The 18,551-nt window shown below is 64.1% G+C and carries 18 protein-coding genes; 4 read left to right on the plus strand and 14 right to left on the minus strand.

The genetic code is table 11. The annotated features are described in order from the left end of the window. Positions 1-49 precede the first annotated feature (49 nt). From MJ8_RS27845 to MJ8_RS27880, 8 genes are all read right to left on the minus strand, one after another. Positions 50-454, minus strand: coding sequence for a Fur family transcriptional regulator (locus tag MJ8_RS27845; RefSeq protein WP_041003614.1), 405 nt, complete (start codon positions 452-454; stop codon positions 50-52). Between the two features lie 142 nt (positions 455-596). Continuing rightward, the gene (mgrA, locus tag MJ8_RS27850) at positions 597-1,643 is read right to left on the minus strand and encodes an L-glyceraldehyde 3-phosphate reductase (protein WP_201411806.1); all 1,047 of its coding nucleotides are present in this window, start codon (positions 1,641-1,643) and stop codon (positions 597-599) included. Positions 1,644-1,850: 207 nt separating this feature from the next. Continuing rightward, on the minus strand, positions 1,851-2,993 hold the full coding sequence (locus MJ8_RS27855) for a Gfo/Idh/MocA family protein (protein WP_201411807.1): 1,143 nt from the start codon (positions 2,991-2,993) through the stop codon (positions 1,851-1,853). Between the two features lie 6 nt (positions 2,994-2,999). Continuing rightward, positions 3,000-3,752, minus strand: coding sequence for a sugar phosphate isomerase/epimerase family protein (locus tag MJ8_RS27860; protein WP_201411808.1), 753 nt, complete (start codon positions 3,750-3,752; stop codon positions 3,000-3,002). A 31-nt stretch (positions 3,753-3,783) separates the two neighbouring features. Continuing rightward, entirely contained in the window at positions 3,784-4,881 is a 1,098-nt protein-coding gene (locus MJ8_RS27865; protein WP_318528221.1) for a sn-glycerol-3-phosphate ABC transporter ATP-binding protein UgpC, read from the minus strand. Further along, positions 4,881-5,813, minus strand: a complete 933-nt coding sequence (locus tag MJ8_RS27870; RefSeq protein WP_041006562.1) for a carbohydrate ABC transporter permease — start codon at positions 5,811-5,813, stop codon at positions 4,881-4,883. The genes MJ8_RS27865 and MJ8_RS27870 overlap by 1 nt, the downstream gene beginning before the upstream one ends. Next, entirely contained in the window at positions 5,806-6,699 is an 894-nt protein-coding gene (locus MJ8_RS27875) for a carbohydrate ABC transporter permease (protein WP_201411809.1), read from the minus strand. The genes MJ8_RS27870 and MJ8_RS27875 overlap by 8 nt, the downstream gene beginning before the upstream one ends. An 86-nt stretch (positions 6,700-6,785) precedes the next feature. Continuing rightward, complete coding sequence (locus MJ8_RS27880) at positions 6,786-8,024, minus strand: ABC transporter substrate-binding protein (RefSeq protein ID WP_201411810.1); 1,239 nt, start codon at positions 8,022-8,024, stop codon at positions 6,786-6,788. Positions 8,025-8,410: 386 nt separating this feature from the next. On the opposite strand from MJ8_RS27880, the gene MJ8_RS27885 reads away from it, so the two are divergent. After that, a complete protein-coding gene (locus MJ8_RS27885; RefSeq protein ID WP_201411811.1) occupies positions 8,411-9,457 on the plus strand; it encodes a LacI family transcriptional regulator in 1,047 nt (348 codons plus the stop codon). Positions 9,458-9,590: 133 nt separating this feature from the next. Here MJ8_RS27885 and gndA read toward each other — a convergent pair whose 3' ends face one another. The 6 genes from gndA to MJ8_RS27915 all read right to left on the minus strand — a co-directional run bounded on the left by gndA (position 9,591) and on the right by MJ8_RS27915 (position 15,386). Further along, a complete protein-coding gene (gene gndA, locus MJ8_RS27890) occupies positions 9,591-11,015 on the minus strand; it encodes an NADP-dependent phosphogluconate dehydrogenase (RefSeq protein WP_201411812.1) in 1,425 nt (474 codons plus the stop codon). A gap of 128 nt (positions 11,016-11,143) precedes the next feature. Continuing rightward, positions 11,144-12,772 carry a copper resistance CopC/CopD family protein gene (locus MJ8_RS27895; RefSeq protein ID WP_201411813.1) on the minus strand — a complete coding sequence of 543 codons (1,629 nt, stop codon included), beginning with the start codon at positions 12,770-12,772 and terminating at the stop codon, positions 11,144-11,146. Between the two features lie 51 nt (positions 12,773-12,823). Further along, positions 12,824-13,342: a YcnI family protein gene (locus tag MJ8_RS27900; protein WP_201411814.1), complete on the minus strand. Its 519-nt coding sequence runs from the start codon at positions 13,340-13,342 to the stop codon at positions 12,824-12,826. A 29-nt stretch (positions 13,343-13,371) separates the two neighbouring features. Further along, positions 13,372-13,920 carry a copper chaperone PCu(A)C gene (locus tag MJ8_RS27905; protein WP_201411815.1) on the minus strand — a complete coding sequence of 183 codons (549 nt, stop codon included), beginning with the start codon at positions 13,918-13,920 and terminating at the stop codon, positions 13,372-13,374. Positions 13,921-14,008: 88 nt separating this feature from the next. Then, positions 14,009-14,356 (minus strand): DUF2946 family protein, encoded by a 348-nt coding sequence (locus MJ8_RS27910; RefSeq protein ID WP_201411816.1) that lies wholly within the window; start codon positions 14,354-14,356, stop codon positions 14,009-14,011. 127 nt (positions 14,357-14,483) lie between these two features. After that, positions 14,484-15,386: a GntR family transcriptional regulator gene (locus MJ8_RS27915; RefSeq protein WP_201411817.1), complete on the minus strand. Its 903-nt coding sequence runs from the start codon at positions 15,384-15,386 to the stop codon at positions 14,484-14,486. A 254-nt stretch (positions 15,387-15,640) separates the two neighbouring features. Between MJ8_RS27915 and MJ8_RS27920 the strand changes: the two genes are divergently transcribed. From MJ8_RS27920 to MJ8_RS27930, 3 genes are all read left to right on the plus strand, one after another. Further along, positions 15,641-17,146 (plus strand): UxaA family hydrolase, encoded by a 1,506-nt coding sequence (locus MJ8_RS27920; RefSeq protein ID WP_201411818.1) that lies wholly within the window; start codon positions 15,641-15,643, stop codon positions 17,144-17,146. A 75-nt stretch (positions 17,147-17,221) separates the two neighbouring features. Beyond that, the gene (locus MJ8_RS27925) at positions 17,222-17,422 is read left to right on the plus strand and encodes a hypothetical protein (RefSeq protein ID WP_201411819.1); all 201 of its coding nucleotides are present in this window, start codon (positions 17,222-17,224) and stop codon (positions 17,420-17,422) included. Between the two features lie 76 nt (positions 17,423-17,498). Beyond that, entirely contained in the window at positions 17,499-18,494 is a 996-nt protein-coding gene (locus tag MJ8_RS27930) for an ABC transporter substrate-binding protein (RefSeq protein WP_201411820.1), read from the plus strand. Positions 18,495-18,551: the final 57 nt, after the last annotated feature.

Consider the following 18,551-nt stretch of genomic DNA (forward strand, 5'->3'; position numbering starts at 1 on the left):
CGCAGGAAGCCGCCATTTGCAGGCCGGCCTCACCTGAATATCGGCGCACTTACGCCGCTTCAGCCCTGCATTTCGCGCACACGCCGCGAAACTCGATCACCGCCTTCTTGGCGGCGAATCCCGTCGAGCGCACCCATTCGTCCAGCCGATGGTCGACATCATGGTCGGACATCTCGGTCACCTGGCCGCAATTGTCGCAGATGGCGAAGGCGGTCATCGAATGGCTGTGGTCGTGCGGCTCGGCGCAGGCGACGAAGGAGTTGAGGCTTTCCAGCCGATGCACGAAGCCGGATTTCACCAGCGTGTCGAGGGCCCGGTAGACTTGCAGCGGCGCGCGGAAACCGCGCTCGCGCAACTGGTCGAGCAGCGTATAGGCGCTGAGCGGCCCGCTGGACGCCTCGAGCTTCTCGAGCACGCAGAGCTGGTTCTTGGTCAGCGCATCTCTTGCCGTCATTGTGTTCGCCCAATCGGCGCCCGCATCAGATCCCGATGCGAACGACTTCAATTCCCCTGAGATAGCGACGAACGATCGATTTTGCCACTGTTTCCGCAGCTTGGCCCTTCCGGCACGGGTCGGGCGAAGATGGTTCGCCAGCCTACTTGCGCGGCGGCCCCTTGCGTTCGGCCGATGCCGCCCACAGGTTGATGTCGGACTCGCGCGCATAAGTGTCGATCTCGGCGAGCTCGGCATCGGAGAACTCGAGCGCCTTGAGCGCGCCGACGCAATCCTCGACCTGCTCCGGCCGGCTGGCGCCGATCAGCGCCGTCGTCACCCTGCCCTTGCGCAGCACCCAGGCCAGCGCCATCTGCGCCAGCGTCTGGCCGCGGCGGGCGGCGATGGCGTTGAGCGCCTTGATGTTGGCGATCGACTTGTCGTTGATGAAGGCGGGCTTGAGCGATTTGCCCTGGCTGGCGCGGCTCCCTTCGGGGATGCCGCCGAGATATTTGTCGGTCAGCATGCCTTGCGCCAACGGCGAGAACACGATCGAGCCGATGCCGAGCCCCTCCAGCGTGTCGAGCAATCCATCCTCCTCGACCCAGCGGTTGAGCATCGAATAGCTCGGCTGGTGGATCAGGCAGGGCGTGCCGAGCTGCCGCAATATGTCGGCCGCTTCCCGCGTGCGCTGCGAATTGTAGGACGAGATGCCGGCATAGAGCGCCTTGCCCGAGCGCACCGCATGATCGAGCGCGCCCATGGTTTCCTCGAGCGGCGTCTCGGGATCGAAACGGTGTGAATAGAAGATATCGACATAGTCGAGCCCCATCCGCTTGAGGCTCTGGTCGAGGCTCGCCAGCACATATTTGCGGCTGCCCCATTCGCCGTAGGGGCCGGCCCACATCTCGTAGCCGGCCTTGGTCGAGATGATCATCTCGTCGCGGTAAGGGGCGAAATCGGTGCGCAGGATTTCGCCGAAAGCGGTTTCCGCCGAGCCGGGCGGCGGTCCGTAATTGTTGGCGAGGTCGAAATGCGTAATGCCGAGGTCGAATGCCTTGCGCACGATCGCCTGCTTGGTCCGGTGCGGCGTGTCGTTGCCGAAATTGTGCCACAGCCCGAGCGAGATCGCCGGCAGCTTGAGGCCCGACCGTCCGCAGCGGTTGTAGATCATTGCCTCGTAGCGGTTCTCGGCGGCGACATAGGGCATGGAATAGTCCTCGGGCTCGAAGCGACGCGGCAGGCGCGGCGATGAATTTGAATCGATGCTTGCCCCTAACCCTTACCCTCTCCCCGCCGAAACGGGGAGAGGGGTTGCCGGCTAAAGCGCGTCGCGATCGCGCTCGCCGCGCTTTAGACTTGTGACTTTGCGCATGTCTTTGCCCCGAACCCGGTTCCCACTTTCGAGAGACATGCTTTAGTTTTTCTTCGCCAGCAGCGCCTTCGCGTCCTTGACGCCGAGCGCGGCCGGCCGCTCGCAGCTCGTCTGCATGGCGACATATTTGCCGCTTTCGCCGGAGCGCAGGATGCCGGTCATCACGTCGACGGCATGCAGCGCCAGCTCCATCGAGCAGCGATGCGGCCGCCCTTCGGCGATCGCGATCGCCATGTCGGCAAGGCCGGCGGTGCGGTAGTTGGCCATCATGCCCTGGCCGTGCATCTCGTTCGGCACGCCGAACGGATGGTTCCATTTCGGCAGCTTCTTCACCGGCTTGGCCGCGTCGGTGAAGCGCAGCTCGCCGCCGAAGAAGTTCGGATCCGGCACGAAGACGGTGCCCAATTCACCGTAGAGCTCCATCGGCGCATGGCCGTGGCTCCAGACGTCCCAGGAGGTGTTGAGCGTGATCACCGCGCCGTTCGCGAATTCGAGCAGCGCGTGGATGGTGGTCGGCGTGTTGACCGGGATCTTTTCACCTGCCCGCGGTTTCGACGAGATCGTCCGCTCCTTGGCCGGCGTCGTCGCGAAGGCCGCCACCTGTTTCACCGGTCCGATCAGTTGGATCAGGTTGGTGATGTAATACGGCCCGATGTCCAGCACCGGACCAGCGCCCGGCTGGAAAAAGAAATCCGGGTTGGGGTGCCAGTGCTCCATGCCGTGGCCCATCACATGGCAGGTGCCGCTGGTGATCTTGCCGAGCTTGCCGCTGTCGATCAGCTCGCGCGCCAGCTGGTGCGCGCCGCCAAGGAACGTGTCCGGCGCCGAACCGATGCGCAGGCCTTTCTTCTCGGCCCGTTTCTTGAGATCGAGCCCTTCCTTGATCGACAGCACGAAGGGTTTTTCCGAATAGACGTGCTTGCCGGCGTCGAGCACCGCTTTGGAGACTTCATAGTGCACGGCCGGGATCGTCAGATTGACGATGATGTCGATCTCGTCGTCCCTGAGCAGGTCGCTGACCGTCTCGGCGCGCAGCTTGAACTCCTTCGCGCGTGCCTGCGCGGCCTCCATGTTGATGTCCGCGCAGGCGCGCATCTTGATGCCGCGAAACAGCGGCGCCAGCGAGAAATACGCCTTCGAGATGTTGCCGCAGCCGATGACGCCCACGCCAAGTTTATCTGCCATTTTCGATTACTCCTGCCAGCTCTTGGCTGCCGCGATCGAGCGTCGGGCATAGCGCTCGATGTCGTTGGGGTTGTCCTGCTCCATGACGAAATACTGCGCCGCGCTCTTGGCGCGCAATGCCTTGAACAGGCCCGCCCAGTCGACCGTGCCGTGGCCGACATCGGACCAGCCGTCCTCGTCCAGCCCCTCGCCCGGCTTGGCGATATCCTTGACGTGGACGGCGACGATGCGCTTGCCGTGTCTTTCGATCCAGGGCAACGGATCGGCGCCGCCGCGGATCACCCAGGCGACGTCCATTTCCCAGCCGATGTCGGGCGCGGCGGACAGGATGTGGTCCTGCGGCAGCGAGCCGTCGGCAAGCGCCTTGAACTCGAAATCGTGGTTGTGCCAGGCAAAGCCATAGCCGGCCTTCTTCGCGACCTCGCCGACCCTGGCCAGGCGTTCGCCGAAGCCGCGCCAGCCGGCGGCGTCGGATGGGCGCTGATCGGGCATCAGATAGGGGCAGATCAGCAGCGTGATGCCGAGCGCATCGGCTATTTTGCGCACGCCGTCGAAGTCATTCTCCAGCGCGTCGATCGAGAAATGCCCGGTCGGCATCGCCAGCCCGTTCCTGTCGAGCTCGGCGCGGAACGGCTTCGGGTCGTCATAGACGCCGCCGAAGCCTTCCACTTGCTTATAGCCGAGCTCGCCGAGCATTTTCACCACGCCGTTCCATGGCTGGAAATTGCGGGCGCTGTAGAGTTGGAATGACCAGTTCATCTGTCCTGTCCGTGCTGTTGGTCCTGGGAGGTTAAATCCGGTTGCCGGTTTGGGCGTCGAAAAGCGAGGCGCGCAGCGGATCGAAGCCGATGCTGACCGCGTCCCCGTTTTTCGGCGTGCGTTCGGAGGTGACGCGCACGGTGAAGTTCTGCTGCCCGAGCTTCAGCCATACCAGCGTGTCGGAACCCATCGGCTCGACGACCTCGACATTGGCCATCGCGGTGAAGGGCCAGCCCGTACCGCTGTTGAAGGCGACATGCTCGGGCCGGATGCCGAACACGGCGGGGCCCGGCGTCGGCTCCTTCTCGAAGGCATAGGTTGCAAGCGGGATGCGCACGTCCTCGACGGCAAAGTGCCAGTCGCCGCTATCTTTCTCCAGCCTGCCGTCGATGAAGTTCATCGCCGGCGAGCCGAGGAAGCCGGCAACGAAGCGGTTGACGGGGCGGTTGTAGATCGTCTGCGGCGCGTCGAGCTGCTGGATCACGCCGCCCTTCATCACCGCGATGCGATCGGCCAGCGTCATCGCCTCGATCTGGTCGTGGGTGACGTAGATCATCGTGTTCTGCAAGCGGCGGTGCAAAAGCTTGATCTCGACGCGCAATTCCGAGCGCAGCTTGGCGTCGAGATTGGAGAGCGGTTCGTCGAACAGGAAGACGTCGACGTCACGCACCAGCGCGCGTCCGATCGCCACGCGCTGGCGCTGGCCGCCCGACAGCGCCGAAGGCTTCCTCTGCAACAGCGGCTCGATCTGCAGGATTTCGGCGGCGCGGGCAATGCGCTTGGCGATCTCGTCCTTCGGCACCCCGGCGACGCGCAGGCCGAAGGAAAGGTTCCGCTCCACCGTCATCTGCGGATAAAGCGCATAGGACTGGAACACCATGCCGATGCCGCGGTCCTTCGGCTCTTCCCAGGTGACGTTCTTACCCTTGATGAAGATGCGGCCCTCCGAAATGTCGAGCAGGCCGGCGATGCAGTTGAGCAAGGTCGACTTGCCGCAGCCGGACGGGCCGAGCAGCACGATGAACTCGCCCTCGGCGACATCCAGGTTGAGCGTCTGCAGCACCGAGACGGCGCCGAAATTGAGCGACAGGTCCTGGATCGAAACGCTGGGATTGGCGATGTCCATCATCATCCTTTCACCGCGCCGGCGGCGATGCCGCGCACGAAGAGCTTGCCGGAAACGAAATAGACGATAAGCGGAACAAGGCCGGTCAGGATGGTCGCGGCCATGTTGACGTTGTATTCCTTCACGCCTTGGACCGAGTTGACGATGTTGTTGAGCTGTACCGTCATCGGGTAGGTGTCCGGGCGCGTGTAGACGACGCCGAACAGGAAGTCGTTCCAGATGCCGGTCACCTGCAGGATGATGGCGACGACGAAGATCGGCAGCGACATCGGCAGCATGATGCGCAGATAGATGCCCCAGAAGCCGGCGCCGTCGACGCGCGCGGCGCGGAACAATTCCTCCGGCATCGAGGTGAAATAATTGCGGAAGAGCAGCGTCAGGATCGGCATGCCGAAGATCGAATGCACGATCACCAGGCCGGTCAGTGTGCCGTAGATGCCGATTTCGCGCAGGATGATGACGATCGGATAGATCATCACCTGGTAAGGGATGAAGGCGCCGACGATCAGGATGATGAAAAAGGTATCGGCGCCCTTGAAGCGCCAATTGGCCAGGGCATAGCCGTTCACCGAGGCGATCGCGATCGAGAGCAACACCGACGGCACGGTGATGCGCACCGAATTCCAGAAGCCGCGCGAGAGCCCGTCGCAGTTGAGCCCGGTGCAGGCACTCGCCCAGGCTTTCACCCAGGGCTCGAAGGTGATCTCCATCGGTGGCGAGAAGATGTTGCCGAGACGGATTTCCGGCATGCCCTTCAGCGAGGTGACGATCATCACGTAGAGCGGCAAAAGATAGTAGAGAGCCACCACGATCAGCGTGCCGTAGAGGAAGATGTTGCGGCGCGATAGCACGTGCCGCGGCTTCGGCCCGCTCGGGCCGGTGGCATGGCGGCGCAGCGCTTGCGCGCTGGTGGACAGGGAGGCGACGTCAGCCACGCTTCTTGCCTCCGAATTCCAGATATGCCCAAGGCACGATGACGATCACCACCGACAGGAGCATCATGGTCGAGGCGGCGAAGCCCTGGCCGAGATTCTGGGCAAAGAACATGTAGTCATAGACATATTTGGCCGGCACTTCCGACGCGATGCCAGGGCCGCCGCTGGTCTGCGCCACGACGAGATCGTAGACCTTGACGATGCCGGCGGCGATGATCACCAGCGTGGTGATGAAGACCGGCCGCATCATCGGGATGACGATGAAGAGATAGGTCTTCCAGGCGGGAATGCCGTCCACCCTCGCCGCCTTCCAGATGTCTTCGTCGATGCCGCGCAGGCCGGCGAGCATGAGGCACATGATGAGCCCCGTGCCTTGCCAGAGCGCCGCGATCGAAATGCCGTAGATGACGATGCTGGAATTGTAGAGTGGGTCGAAGTTGAAGCTCGTCCAGCCGAGGTCGCGCACGACGCGCTGTACGCCGAAATCCGGGTTGAGCAGCCATTGCCAGACCAGTCCGGTGACGATGAAGGACAGCGCGAAGGGATAGAGGAAGATGGTGCGGAACGTGTCCTCGAAGCGGATCTTCTGGTCGAGAAGGGCTGCAAGCAGGAAGCCGATGACCAGCGAGAACACCAGTGAGATCGCGCCGTAGATCAGAAGGTTCTCGATCGAGACCAACCAGCGCGATGTCGACCAGAGTCGGTGATACTGATCGAGCCCGACGAAGTTGAGCCGCGGCAACAGCTTCGAATTGGTGAAGGAATAGAGCACCGTCCACGCCGTGCCGCCGACGAACACCATCAGCGCGGTGAGCACCATCGGGATCGACGCGATCTTGGCGTTGAGGTTGCGGAAAAGCTTGCTCGGGCGTTCGCTGTTGCTCATCTCGGCAGCCGGGCTGGGACAATGCGGGCGTCACGCTCCCGGCCCCCGATAGGCTGGGGGCCGGGAGCCGGCGGGGGCGCCGGTCGTCAGTCCGCCGAGCCGATGATCTCGGCGAAGCGCTTCTGCGCCTCTTCGACGCTCATATCGGGCTTGGCGAAGAATTCGGAGAACAGGTCTTCCTTCTGCTTCTGGGTGTCTTGCGAGAGCAGTTGGTCCGTCCACGGCATGACGGCGCCCTTGGCGAGAATGGCGAGGCCCTTCTTCATGCAGTCATTCGCCGTGTTGAGGTCGACGTCGCCGCGCACCGGCAGCGAGCCCTTCTTGAGATTGAAGGCGACCTGGGTCTTCGGATCGAGCAAGGTTTCGGCCAACACGACCTGCGCCTTGGCCTTGGCCTCGTCCTTGAGCAGCGGGAAGTAGAAGGCGTCGCCGCCGGTGGCGATGACTTCGTTCAAGCCCAGGCCGGGCAGGCAGGTATAGTCCTTGCCGGCGGTCTTGCCGGCGACCTGGAACTCACCCTGCGCCCAGTCGCCCATGATCTGGCCGGCGGCCTTGCCGGTGATGACCAGATTGGTCGCCTGGTTCCAGTCCTGCACATTGGTGTTCTTGGCCATCTTGCGGGCGTCGTCCGCCGCTTTGAACACCTTGGCGATCTCCGGACCGGCTGCGAAGGTAGCGTCCTTGTCCTTGTAGACCTTGAGGAAGGTGTCGGTGCCGCCGACGGCGGCCATCAGCACGTCGAAGGCGCCGGAGGCCTGCCAGGCCTGTCCGCCGACGGCGAGCGGGATGATGCCGGCCTTTTCCAGCGCCGGCGCATCCGCCACGAATTCATTCCAGTCTTTCGGCAGCGGCAGCCCGGCCTTCTGAAAAGCCTCGTTGGACAGCCACAGCCATTGCCAGGAATGGATATTGACCGGCACGCAATAGATCTTGCCGTCTATGGTGCAGCTATCGAGCAGGCTCTTCGGCCGCACCACCTCCGTCCACTTGTCCTTGGTGGCGATATCGGTGAGGTCGCGCATCAGCCCGGCCTGCACCAGTTCCTCGGCCTGGCGGCCGTGATTAAACTGGGTGGCACCCATCGGATCGCCGCCGGTGATGCGGCTGATCATGATCGGCCGCGCCGTGCCGCCGGAGCCGGCAATGGCGCCGTCGACCCAGTGATTGCCCGTCGCGTCGAATGCCTTGGCAAGCTCGGCCACCGCCGCCGCCTCGCCGCCCGAAGTCCACCAATGGGTGACTTCCAGGTCGGTCGCGGCCGCCGGACCGGCGAAGTTGAGCGCAACCGTCGCGGCAAAGGCGGCAGTCAGGAATTTGTATCGCATTTCGGCTTCCTCCCAGAATCTGAAACGTTACAGATTTTCGATACGGCAAATGATCCGCATAGGCAACCCCTCGCTTCAAGGCAGATTGAGATTTTTTCGAGCTGCGAACAAAATCTTTCGCCCGGCAGAGCAATACCGAAGATCGATCGGTCGATTGGTGGCAAAATCGGACCAAAACCGATATTTCTTTGCGATTCCAGCGACTTTTGGCTCTTCCCGATTTCCGGAGTGTCAAGGTCCCGGCCACTTCGATCGACCTCGAAGATTGGCAACCTGTAACGTTTCAGTATATTGAGCCCAGCCGCGAGCTAAGGGGCGCGCAATTGTCGACATCGCACGATTGCCGGTCGGTCCCGCGGCTGCTATGCGCCTGACGGGCGGGACGAATGGATAGACGGATAACCAGGAAGGGCGACGACGAAACGTCGGGCAAGGAGCGGCCGACGCTGAAGACGCTTGCCTTCATGACCGGACTTGGCGTCACGACGGTGTCGCGCGCGCTGAAGGATGCGCCCGAGATCGGTGCCGAGACCAGGCGTCGCGTCCAGCTCGTCGCCAAGCAGATCGGCTATCGTCCGAACCGCGCCGGTGTGCGCTTGAGGACCGGCAAGACCAACGTCATCTCGCTTGTGCTGAACACCGAGCACGAACTGATGAGCTTCGTCTCGGACATCATCTACGGCGTCACCGAGGTGATCGCCGACACGCCCTACCATCTGATCGTCACGCCCTATTCGCGCTCGCAGGACCCGCTCGATCCGGTGCGCTATCTGGTCGAGACGGGCTCGGCCGATGGCGTCATCATTTCGCGCACCCAGCCCAACGATCCGCGGGCGCGCTACATGTTGGAGCACGGCATTCCCTTCGCCACGCATGGCCGCACGGACATGGGCCTGGTGCATCCCTATCACGACTTCGACAATTACGCCTTTGCCGGCGAAGCCGTCCGCGCGCTCGCCCGCAAGGGCCGCAGCCGGCTGGCGCTTGTGACGCCACCGGTCGGCCTCACCTATTACCGCCACACGGTGAACGGCTTTGCCGATGCGCTGAGCGAGGTGAGCGCGTCAGAGGTGCCGTTCAACACCGTCTCCATCGACCAGTCGATCGAGCAGATCAGGATGCGGACCGCGCAACTGATGCGACGCAAGGACCGGCCGGACGGCTTCGTCAGCAGCGCCGCCGCGGCGACGCTCGCCGTGGTGGCCGGCATCGAGGATGCCGGGCTGAAGCTCGGCCGCGACGTCGACGTGGTGTCGAAACAATCGTCGGAGCTGCTGCATCTGTTCCGGCGGGAACTGCTCGTCGTCAACGAGAATTTCCGCCTCGCCGGCTCCGAGCTCGCCCGCGCCGTGCTCGGCTGGATCGGCGGCGCCGATCCAGGCACGTTGCAGTCGCTCAGCACGCCGAGCGAGGTTCTGCCTTATCGCGGCTGATCGGCGCGACTTAAGAGGCAGGTCAGGCCGAGTCGAAAATGGTGGCTTCCGAGAACCGGAGCGGAGCGTACTTAAAGTACGTGAGCACCGGAAGCGCAGGAAGCCGCCATTTGCAGGCCGGCCTCACCTGGCTCTAGGCAGCCCCGCTCCCCCACGGGCCGTGGAACGCGCCCTGCTCGCCGATCCGCTCAAACCCATGCGCGCCGAAAAAGTCGCGCTGCGCCTGGATCAGGTTCGACGTGCCGCGGCCCTGGCGGTAGCTGTCGAAATAGGCGAGCGCCGAGGACAGCGCCGGCACCGGTGAGCCGGCTTCGGAGGCGCGGGCCACAATGCGCCTCAGCGACGGATGCGCCTCCTTCATCATGGCGATGAAGGCCGGCGCCATCAGGAGGTTGGTGGAGGCGGTGCCTGACCCGAAAGCTTCCGCCATCGTGTCCAGCATCTGCGAGCGGATGATGCAGCCGGCGCGCCAGATCTTGGCTATGGTCGGCATCGGCAGGTTCCAGTTGAACTCTTTCGAGGCGCCGCTCATCACCGCGAAGCCCTGCGCGTAAGCCGCGATCTTGCCGGCGAACAAGGCGAGCTCCAGATCCTTGAGCAGCGCGGCCTTGTCGCCGGAGATCTTTTCGACGCCGATATTGCCATAGGCTTTTTCCGCCGCCTGCCGCTCGTCCTTGATCGAGGACAACACGCGCGCCGCGACCGCCGCCTCGATGGCGGTGGCCGGAATGCCGAGCTGTTGCGCTTCGATCACCGACCACTTGCCGGTGCCCTTCTGGCCGGCGCGGTCGAGGATGACGTCGACCACCGGCTTGCCGGTCTTCGGATCGTCGGCGGCGAGCACCTTGGCCGTGATCTCGATCAGGTAGGAGTTGAGGCGGCCCTTGTTCCATTCCTCGAACACCTTGCCGATCTCCTTGGGTGCCATGCCGAGACCGTCGCGCAGGATGCCGTAGATCTCGGCGATCATCTGCATGTCGGCATATTCGATGCCGTTGTGGATGGTCTTCACGAAATGGCCGGCGCCGTCATGCCCGAGCCAGGCGGCGCAAGGCTCGTCCTTGAACTTGGCCGAGATCGCGGTCAGCACTTTCTCGACGCGCTTCCAGGACTCTTCGGTGCCGCCCACCATGATCGAGGGCCCATGGCGCGCGCCCTCCTCGCCGCCCGAAACGCCCATGCCGATGAAGGTGAGGCCAGAGCCCGACAGCTCCGAGAAGCGGCGCATCGTGTCGCGGAAATTGGCGTTGCCGGCATCGATGACGATGTCGTTGTCGGACAGCACGCCGCGCAGCGCTGCGATCTGTTCGTCGACCGGCTTGCCGGCCAACACCATGATGATGATCGGCCGCGGCGGCCGGATGGCCGCGGCGAGTTCCTCCAGGCTGTAGCAGGGAACGACCATCTCCTTGAGCGAACCGGCACTCTCGACAAAGGCGTCGGTGCGTGCCGGCGTGCGGTTGAAGACGGCGATGCGATGCCCGTGCTCGGCGATGTTGAGCGCCAGGTTGGAACCCATCGTGCCAAGGCCGATCAGGCCGATTTCGGCTTTTTCCATCGTTTCTTCCCTGCTTTCGGATGCTTGTTGTGGCCGCGTTTCGGGGCGATGCCCATTGTTTCGGAAGATGAATGACGGGCCTTGGCGGCGCCGTCAACCGCCAGGCCGTATTCTACATGGACTGGACCTCAATCGGACCGGATGTCGATCGGCGCTTCGATTTTGACCACCTCGAAATCCGAAACGAGGATATCGAGCCTTGCGTTCCAGCGCCCGGGAATTGGAATGACGAGATTGTCGACGCGCCAGGTGCCGTCGCCGGGCTTCGTCGCCGGCCGCTTGATCGGCTCGATGCCGGAATCGGGCTTCGACAGCACCAGTGTCACCGCCTTGGCGTCGAGCGGGCCGAAATCGCCGGTCATGATTACCATCGAAGCGGCGACCTCGCCGGCATGTCCAGGCGTGATGCTGAGATCGGCCATCGCCTCCAGCGTGTGGATGTGGATCGACACCGGCTGCGCGGCGGCGATCGCCAGCGCGCGCGGGGGCGGGGTGAAGCGCCAGCCGGCGGCGACGCCGAAGATGGCGAGCACGATGACCACCTCGATGCCGATCGAGCGCACCAACCGCCGCTGCACCTCGGTGTCGCCGGCCTCGGCGGGCGCCGTCAGTGTCCAGCGGTTGACCGCCGCAAGCGTGAACAGGAAAAGCAGCAGCGCCAGCTTCAAGAGCAGCAGCCGGCCATAGGACGTGTCGATCAACGCCGAGGGTCGCTCGACCTGGATGATCGCCAGCACGATACCGCTGGCGGAAAGCAGGATGACGACGGGCAGGATCGCGCGGGAGAAGCGGCGCAGAAACACTTTCGCTTCCGCGGGCTCTCGCCGCAACGCCAGGCCGAGCGGCGCCAGCGAACCGGCCCAGAAGGCGATTGCGGTGCCGTGCAGGAACACCAGCGGCCGCGTCAGCCACTGCGGTTCGGCGGCGCTGGCGTGACCGCTCGCGGCAAGGCCGGCGCCGACGCCGACCAGTGCCGCGGATGCCGACAGCTTGCGAAGAGCTGACGGCCCGGCAAGCGAAAGCAGCGCGAGGCCAAGCGCGATCAGGCCGATCAGCACGGTCCAGACATAGCTTGTCTCCAGCGCGGTTTTCCACACAGCCGCTGTCGCAAACCGGGCGAGCGGGGCGCCGAGCCCGTCCAGCCCCTGCAGCCCAAGCGACACCGGCGCCGCGACGACGCCGAAAAGCAGAGCTGCCGCGACAATTCGCTGACCGCAGCGCCGGTCCCCGGCCAGCCAGGACAGTGCGAACGCGCCGCCGACGCCGAGGAAGAGGCCGGCATAGAGAAACAGCCTGGCTATCCAGATCGCCGCGCGCGGCGTCCGGTCGACCGCTTCGGCCGCCATGGGCGCTGCACTTGGCGCGCCGATGGAAAACAGCGCCGAACCGCCGACCGGATGGCCGTCGACCGACACCACCCGCCAACTGAGCACATGCGTGCCGGATTTGAGCGTTTCTGGATTGTCGATCTCGACCGTCTGGTCGTTGAGACGGAAGGATGTCAACGCAAGCTGCGAGCCGTCCGGCCGCACCAGCGTGAGCACCAGCGGCGAGACGGGTTCGCTGAAGGTCAGCGAAAACCGCGTCGGGCTTTGCGTCAGCACGGCGCCGTCCGCCGGGTCGGTCGCGACAAGCGCCGCATGCGCGAAGGCGCGGCCTGGCACGGCCAATATCGCCATCGCCATCAGCGCCGCCACCAGCCAGGCAAGCAGCCCGACATCCATGCGGTTCATCGAGGAAGGCAGTGCTGCGTTCATGCCGTCACAACAGGAAATGGTGCGCGCCCCGAAAGAGCGCGCCAATAGAGGTCATTTCTTCGGCAGCAATTTGATGCCGGGCGCCGGAGTTTCCAACGTGTCCTCATCCTGGCCTGCCGCCGGGATCTCGATCCAGCGCGCGGCGGCGTCGCCGCATTCCTGCACCACCGGGAAATAGAGCATCTGGCCGGCCGGCAGATCGGCCGCCAGCGAGGCGCGGAAAACGAACTCGTCATAGAATTCGTCGGGCAGGTTGCCGCCGCTCCAGTCCACTTCCTTGACGCCGGTGGTCAGCGTCTCGCCAAAGAGCTGATAGGATTTCTCGTACCTGCCTTTCTTGGTCTGCAGCGTCCAGCCGGGCTTCGGCATCGGCTTCACCGAAATCACGCCTTCGGGGATCTGCACGCGCACGGCGGTCGTCGCCTTGCCCTCGCAGCCATGCGGCACGCGAAAGACCGCCTTGTAGGTGGAGCCGACAGGCGCTTCCTGCGTTTCGAGCGTGATATGGGCGAGCGCGGCATTGGTCCCGAGTGCGCAAAGCGCGCCGGCCGCCAAAAGATATTTCTTCATGGATTGTCCCTCCGATTTCGATTGGCGGATTACTCGGCGTGATCCATGTCCATATCGCCGGTCTCGCCCATGCCTTCGACGGCAAACTCGACCTTGACGCTGCCGGCCTTCTCGAAGGTCAGCGTCGCCGGGAATTTCTCGCCCTGTTTCGGCTGCCGCTTCAGGCCGACGAACATCAGGTGATAGGCGCCGGGCTTGAGCGCGACCTTGCCGCCGGCCGGAATTTCCAGCCCGCCGCTGACCGGCCGCATGGTCATGACGCCATCCTTGACGCCCATCTCATGCAGTTCGGCCTTGTCGGAGATGTCGGAGGAAATCGACAGCAGCCGGTCCGCCGCGCTGCCCTTGTTGACCACGGTGAAATAGCCGCCGGCCACCTTGGCGCCGGGCGGCGTCGCCCGCGACCAGGGATGTACGATCTCGAGATCGCCGACCTTGAACTCATGCGCGAGGGCGGCGGGAACGCAGGCGAGGAGGAGAAGAAGGCCGAGCACGGCAAGGCCGATACACTGCCGGAGGCGGAACGGCGGCACGCCGCGATAAGCGGAGGCTTTCGCCTTGGAGAGACGATTGGACATGGTTGCTCCATGAGTGCGGGATCGCGCCGGAATGCGGCCGCGAACAGTCTGATCTTTGGATGAATAGGCTCGCGGAAGGTTCCGCGGATCAGACCATGGCCGGCGGCGCGCGCGGATTGGCCGGGGAGCGGTCGCGCGCGAAGTCCTGGTGCCGGAAGGCCGGAAGCTGGAAGGCGACCGCCTCGGAAAGCCGTGTTCCGGCCACCGTGCCTGCTTCCGGCGGCGGCAGATGCGCCGGCGAAACCATGCTGCAGCCGAACGAGCAACAGGCCGGCATATGCTGCTGGTGAGGATCCCCGCCAGGGAACTTTACGGCGCCTTCATGCGTGCAGATGACATTGCCGAAGGCGTCGAGCTGCGACGGCGCACCGAAGGCGAAAGCGCCGAGAGAAGACTGAAGCAACAGAAGCAGCGCCGCGATAAACGCGGCCGGCATGCTCCATCGTCTCAGCCGGATATCCAACGCAAAGCCTCTCCCGGAAACTTGATAGACCCTAACACGGGCGATGCGGCCGGAAAATCGGCAAAACCGCGCTGCGGCAACACGGCACGATCGGTCCGTTTTAGGCCGGCTGCGCCTGCCGCCCTTCGGGAATTGAGCTCAAGAGGGTCTGACGCGCCGACTTCAGATGCTTGCGGCAGGCGGCGTCCACCTTGCCGGGATCGCGCGATTTCAGCGCCGCGATATAGGCGAGGTGCTCCTGCACCGCGACCTCGTTGCGCTGGCGCTCCTCTGCCTTGTTCCACTGATAGTGGTAGTGGAAGATCATCGCGATGACATCGTAGAAGTCGACGATGAAGCGGTTGTGCGAGGCGCGGTGGATCAGCCGGTGAAAGCGTTCGTCGAGCTCCGAGAACGCGGTGAAGCGCGTGGCGATTTCGCTGGCAAGCCGGCGATGCTCGACCTCCAGCCTGTCGAGATCGGCCCATACCGCGCTATCCTCCGGCAGCGCGACGAAAGCCGCCGCCGAGCGCAGCTCGAACATCTCGCGGATCTCGGTCAGCTCCAGCGCGAAGGCGCGCGTGAAACCCTTCAGCACCCAGTGGCTGTTGCGCCGCTTCTCGATCAGCCCGAAGCGCGAGAAGCGGATCAGGAACTCGCGCACGCTGGTGGTGCCGACGCCGATCTCGCGCGCCAGCTCCAGCTCGTTGATCTGCATGCCGGCCTCGGCGCCCTCGGCAAGCAGGCGCCGCATGAAGGAGCGCTCGATGATCTCGGCCAGCGAATCGGTCTCCTCCTCGGGGAAGAAATCCTCCGCCCGCGGCGCCCGGAGCACCGTCTTGTTGCGCTTGTCCCAGGCGATCAGCCCGGTCTCCGCCATGCGCGAAAGGATGCTGCGCACCGTGGTGCGGCTGACGCCGAGCAGCGTGCCGAGCTCGGGCTCCGACGGCAGGCTCTTGGACTCTTCGAGCAGCCTGAGACAGCGGTTGTAGGCATCCTTGTAGACGTTGTTGCTCTTCGACATGCCCCGTATCCCCAACGCTTGCGGCGGCTTGCCGGAAGCGCGATATGAACGGTGTTCCTAGCGCAAGCCTCCGAAAAGCGGAACGCTTTTCGCCGGCTTGCCAAAAGGGCAATCGCGCGCGTCCGAGCAACGCGCATGGCCCGAAACGAAAAAACAATTGACGCAAAAATGTTTTTTCCCGATAAAAGACATTACCTTTAAACGGGCGCAAGTCAATCCGCCCGCATTCCCAGGATCACCCAGGACAGCCGCCCGTGACCGTTGCAAACACCATCCTTCTCTCACCTTCCGACAATGTCGCGGTCGCCAACGGCCGCATCGAGATCGGAACACCATTGCCGGGCGGCGCCGCCGCGATCGCCGTGATCGAGCCGGGCCACAAGGTGGCGATCAAGCCGATCGCGGCGGGTGAAGCGGTGGTGAAATACGCGCAGGCGATCGGCCGCGCCACGCAAGACATCGCGCCGGGCGAGCATGTCCACTCGCACAATCTGGTGTTCGAGAGCGGCCGCCTGCCGGTGGTGCCGCCGAGCGAGGCCGAGCACGCCACCGAGGCCGACCGCAAGCGCACCTTTATGGGCTACCGCCGCGCCGACGGCCGTGCCGGCACGCGCAACTTCATCGGCATCATCGCCAGCGTTAATTGTTCGGCCACCGTCTGCCACGCCATCGCCGACGAGGCCAACCGCAGGATTCTGCCGAAATATCCAGGCATCGACGGCTTCGTGCCGATCGTCCATGGCCAGGGCTGCGGCATGAGCGGCACCGGTGACGGCATGATGGTTCTGCACCGCACGCTCGCGGGCTATGCGCGCCATCCGAATTTCGGCGGCGTGATGATGGTCGGGCTGGGCTGCGAGGTCAACCAGCTCACCCTTTACGGCCAGAAGGGCGTGGCGGCGGGAAAACGCCATTTCAACATCCAGGAGGCCGGCGGCTCGCGCAAATCGGTCGAGAAGGCGATGGGCGTGCTCACCGAGATCGCCGAGGAAGTCGGCCACCTCAAGCGCGAGCCCATCCCGGTCAGCGAGATCGTCGTCGGCCTGCAATGCGGCGGCTCGGACGGCATGTCCGGCATCACCGCCAATCCGGCGCTAGGCGCCGCCGTCGATATCCTGGCCGGCTGCGGCGGCATCGGCATCCTGTCGGAGACGACCGAGATCTATGGCGCCGAGCATTTGCTTGCCTACCGCGCCGCCTCGCCCGAGATCGCCGCCAAGCTCGACGGCTTCGTGAAATGGTGGGAAGACCATACCGCCAAGCACGGCGCCTCGATCGACAACAACCCCTCGCCCGGCAACAAGCGCGGCGGCCTGACCACCATCCTGGAAAAATCTCTGGGCGCCGTCGCCAAGGGCGGCCAGACGCCGCTCAACGGCGTCTTCGGCTATGCCGAGAAGGTGACCGGCAGCGGCCTGGTGTTCATGGACACCCCCGGCTACGACCCGGTCTCGGCCACCGGCCAGGTGGCCGGCGGCGCCAACGTCATCGTCTTCACCACCGGCCGCGGTTCCTGCTTCGGCTGCCGGCCGACGCCGTCGATCAAGGTCGCCACCAATTCGACCATGTACCACCAGATGGAAGAGGACATGGACGTCAATTGCGGCGTCATCGCCTCGGGCGAGAAAACCATCGCCGGCATGGGCCGCGAGATCTTCGAGCTGATCATCGAAACGGCGTCCGGCCGCAAGACCAAGAGCGAGGCGTTCGGCTACGGCGACAACGAGTTCGTGCCCTGGCATCTGGGCGCAACGCTTTAGCCCGAAAGACTTTATCGCGGCGAACAGCGCTGCCGACTGCAAGGACGCAGGCCTTCACAATCATGCGACGTCAATATGGAATGGATATTCCATATTGACAGTTTAGTGAAATTATCGTTCCATATCGACAGGGAGGAACGGAAGCGCCAATGTACCGCCAAGGGAGGAGCAGCAGACCCGGCCAAACCTCCTCCGGCATCACACAAACGGCAACAGACGCCGCTTGCATCGATCATGGCGATGCATTATCAAAAAAAGGCATCTGTTTTTTATTGATAAAGTTCTGTTTGGGCCGCGCCTATCCAGATGGAGCTTCCGAAACCTTCACCAGGCGACCTTAGGGAGGAACCTAATGAAATTCGTGACCAGCCTTCTCAACCGCCGTGCTTTCGTGGCGTTGGCCGCTGCGTCGATGCTTGCCGGCGCGATGCATTCCGCGCCAGCCTCGGCGGCCGACGTGACCATTCCGATCATCGTCAAGGATACCACCTCCTTCTACTGGCAGATCGTGCTGGCCGGCGCGCGCAAGGCCGGCAAGGACCTCGGCATCAACGTGCCGGAGCTCGGCGCCCAGGCAGAAACCGACGTCAACGGCCAGATCTCGATCCTCGAGAACGCCGTTGCCAGCAACCCGGCGGCGATCGTCATCTCGCCGACCGAGTTCAAGGCGCTCGGCAAGCCGATCGACGAGGCGGCTTCCAAGGTCAAGGTCATCGGCATCGACTCCGGCGCCGACTCCAAGGCCTTCACCTCCTTCCTCACCACCGACAACGTCCAGGGTGGCCGCGTCGCGGCTGACGGCCTCGCCGCCGCGATCGGCGCCGCCAATGGCGGCAAGGTGGAAGGCAAGGTCGCGCTGATCACCGCTCTTCCCGGCGCCGGCTCGCTCGAGCAGCGCAAGCAAGGCTTCATCGAGCAGATCAAGGCCAAGTATCCGGGCCTCCAGCTCGTCGCCGACAAATATGCCGACGGTCAGGCCACCACGGGCTTGAACATCGCCACCGACCTGATCACCGCCAATCCGGACCTCAAGGGCATCTTCGCCTCCAACCTGATCATGGCGCAGGGCGTCGGCCAGGCGATCGCCGAGAACAATCTCGGCGGCAAGGTGGCGCTGATCGGCTTCGACAGCGACGAGAAGCTGATCAAGTTCCTGAATGACGGCGTCATCTCCGGCCTGGTCGTCCAGGACCCCTACCGGATGGGCTATGACGGCATCAAGACCGCCTTGGCCGCCTCGAAGGGCGAGAAGGTCGAAGCCAATGTCGATACCGGGGCCAACCTCGTCACCAAGGACAACATGAAAGAGCCGAAGATCGACGCGCTGCTCAACCCGAAGCTCAATTGAGCAGTGTCGCGACATCGTTTCCGGGGCGGCATCGCCCCGGAAACTTCCATCAGGCGG

It is taken from the genome of Mesorhizobium sp. J8, assembly GCF_016591715.1.
GTDB lineage: Bacteria > Pseudomonadota > Alphaproteobacteria > Rhizobiales > Rhizobiaceae > Mesorhizobium.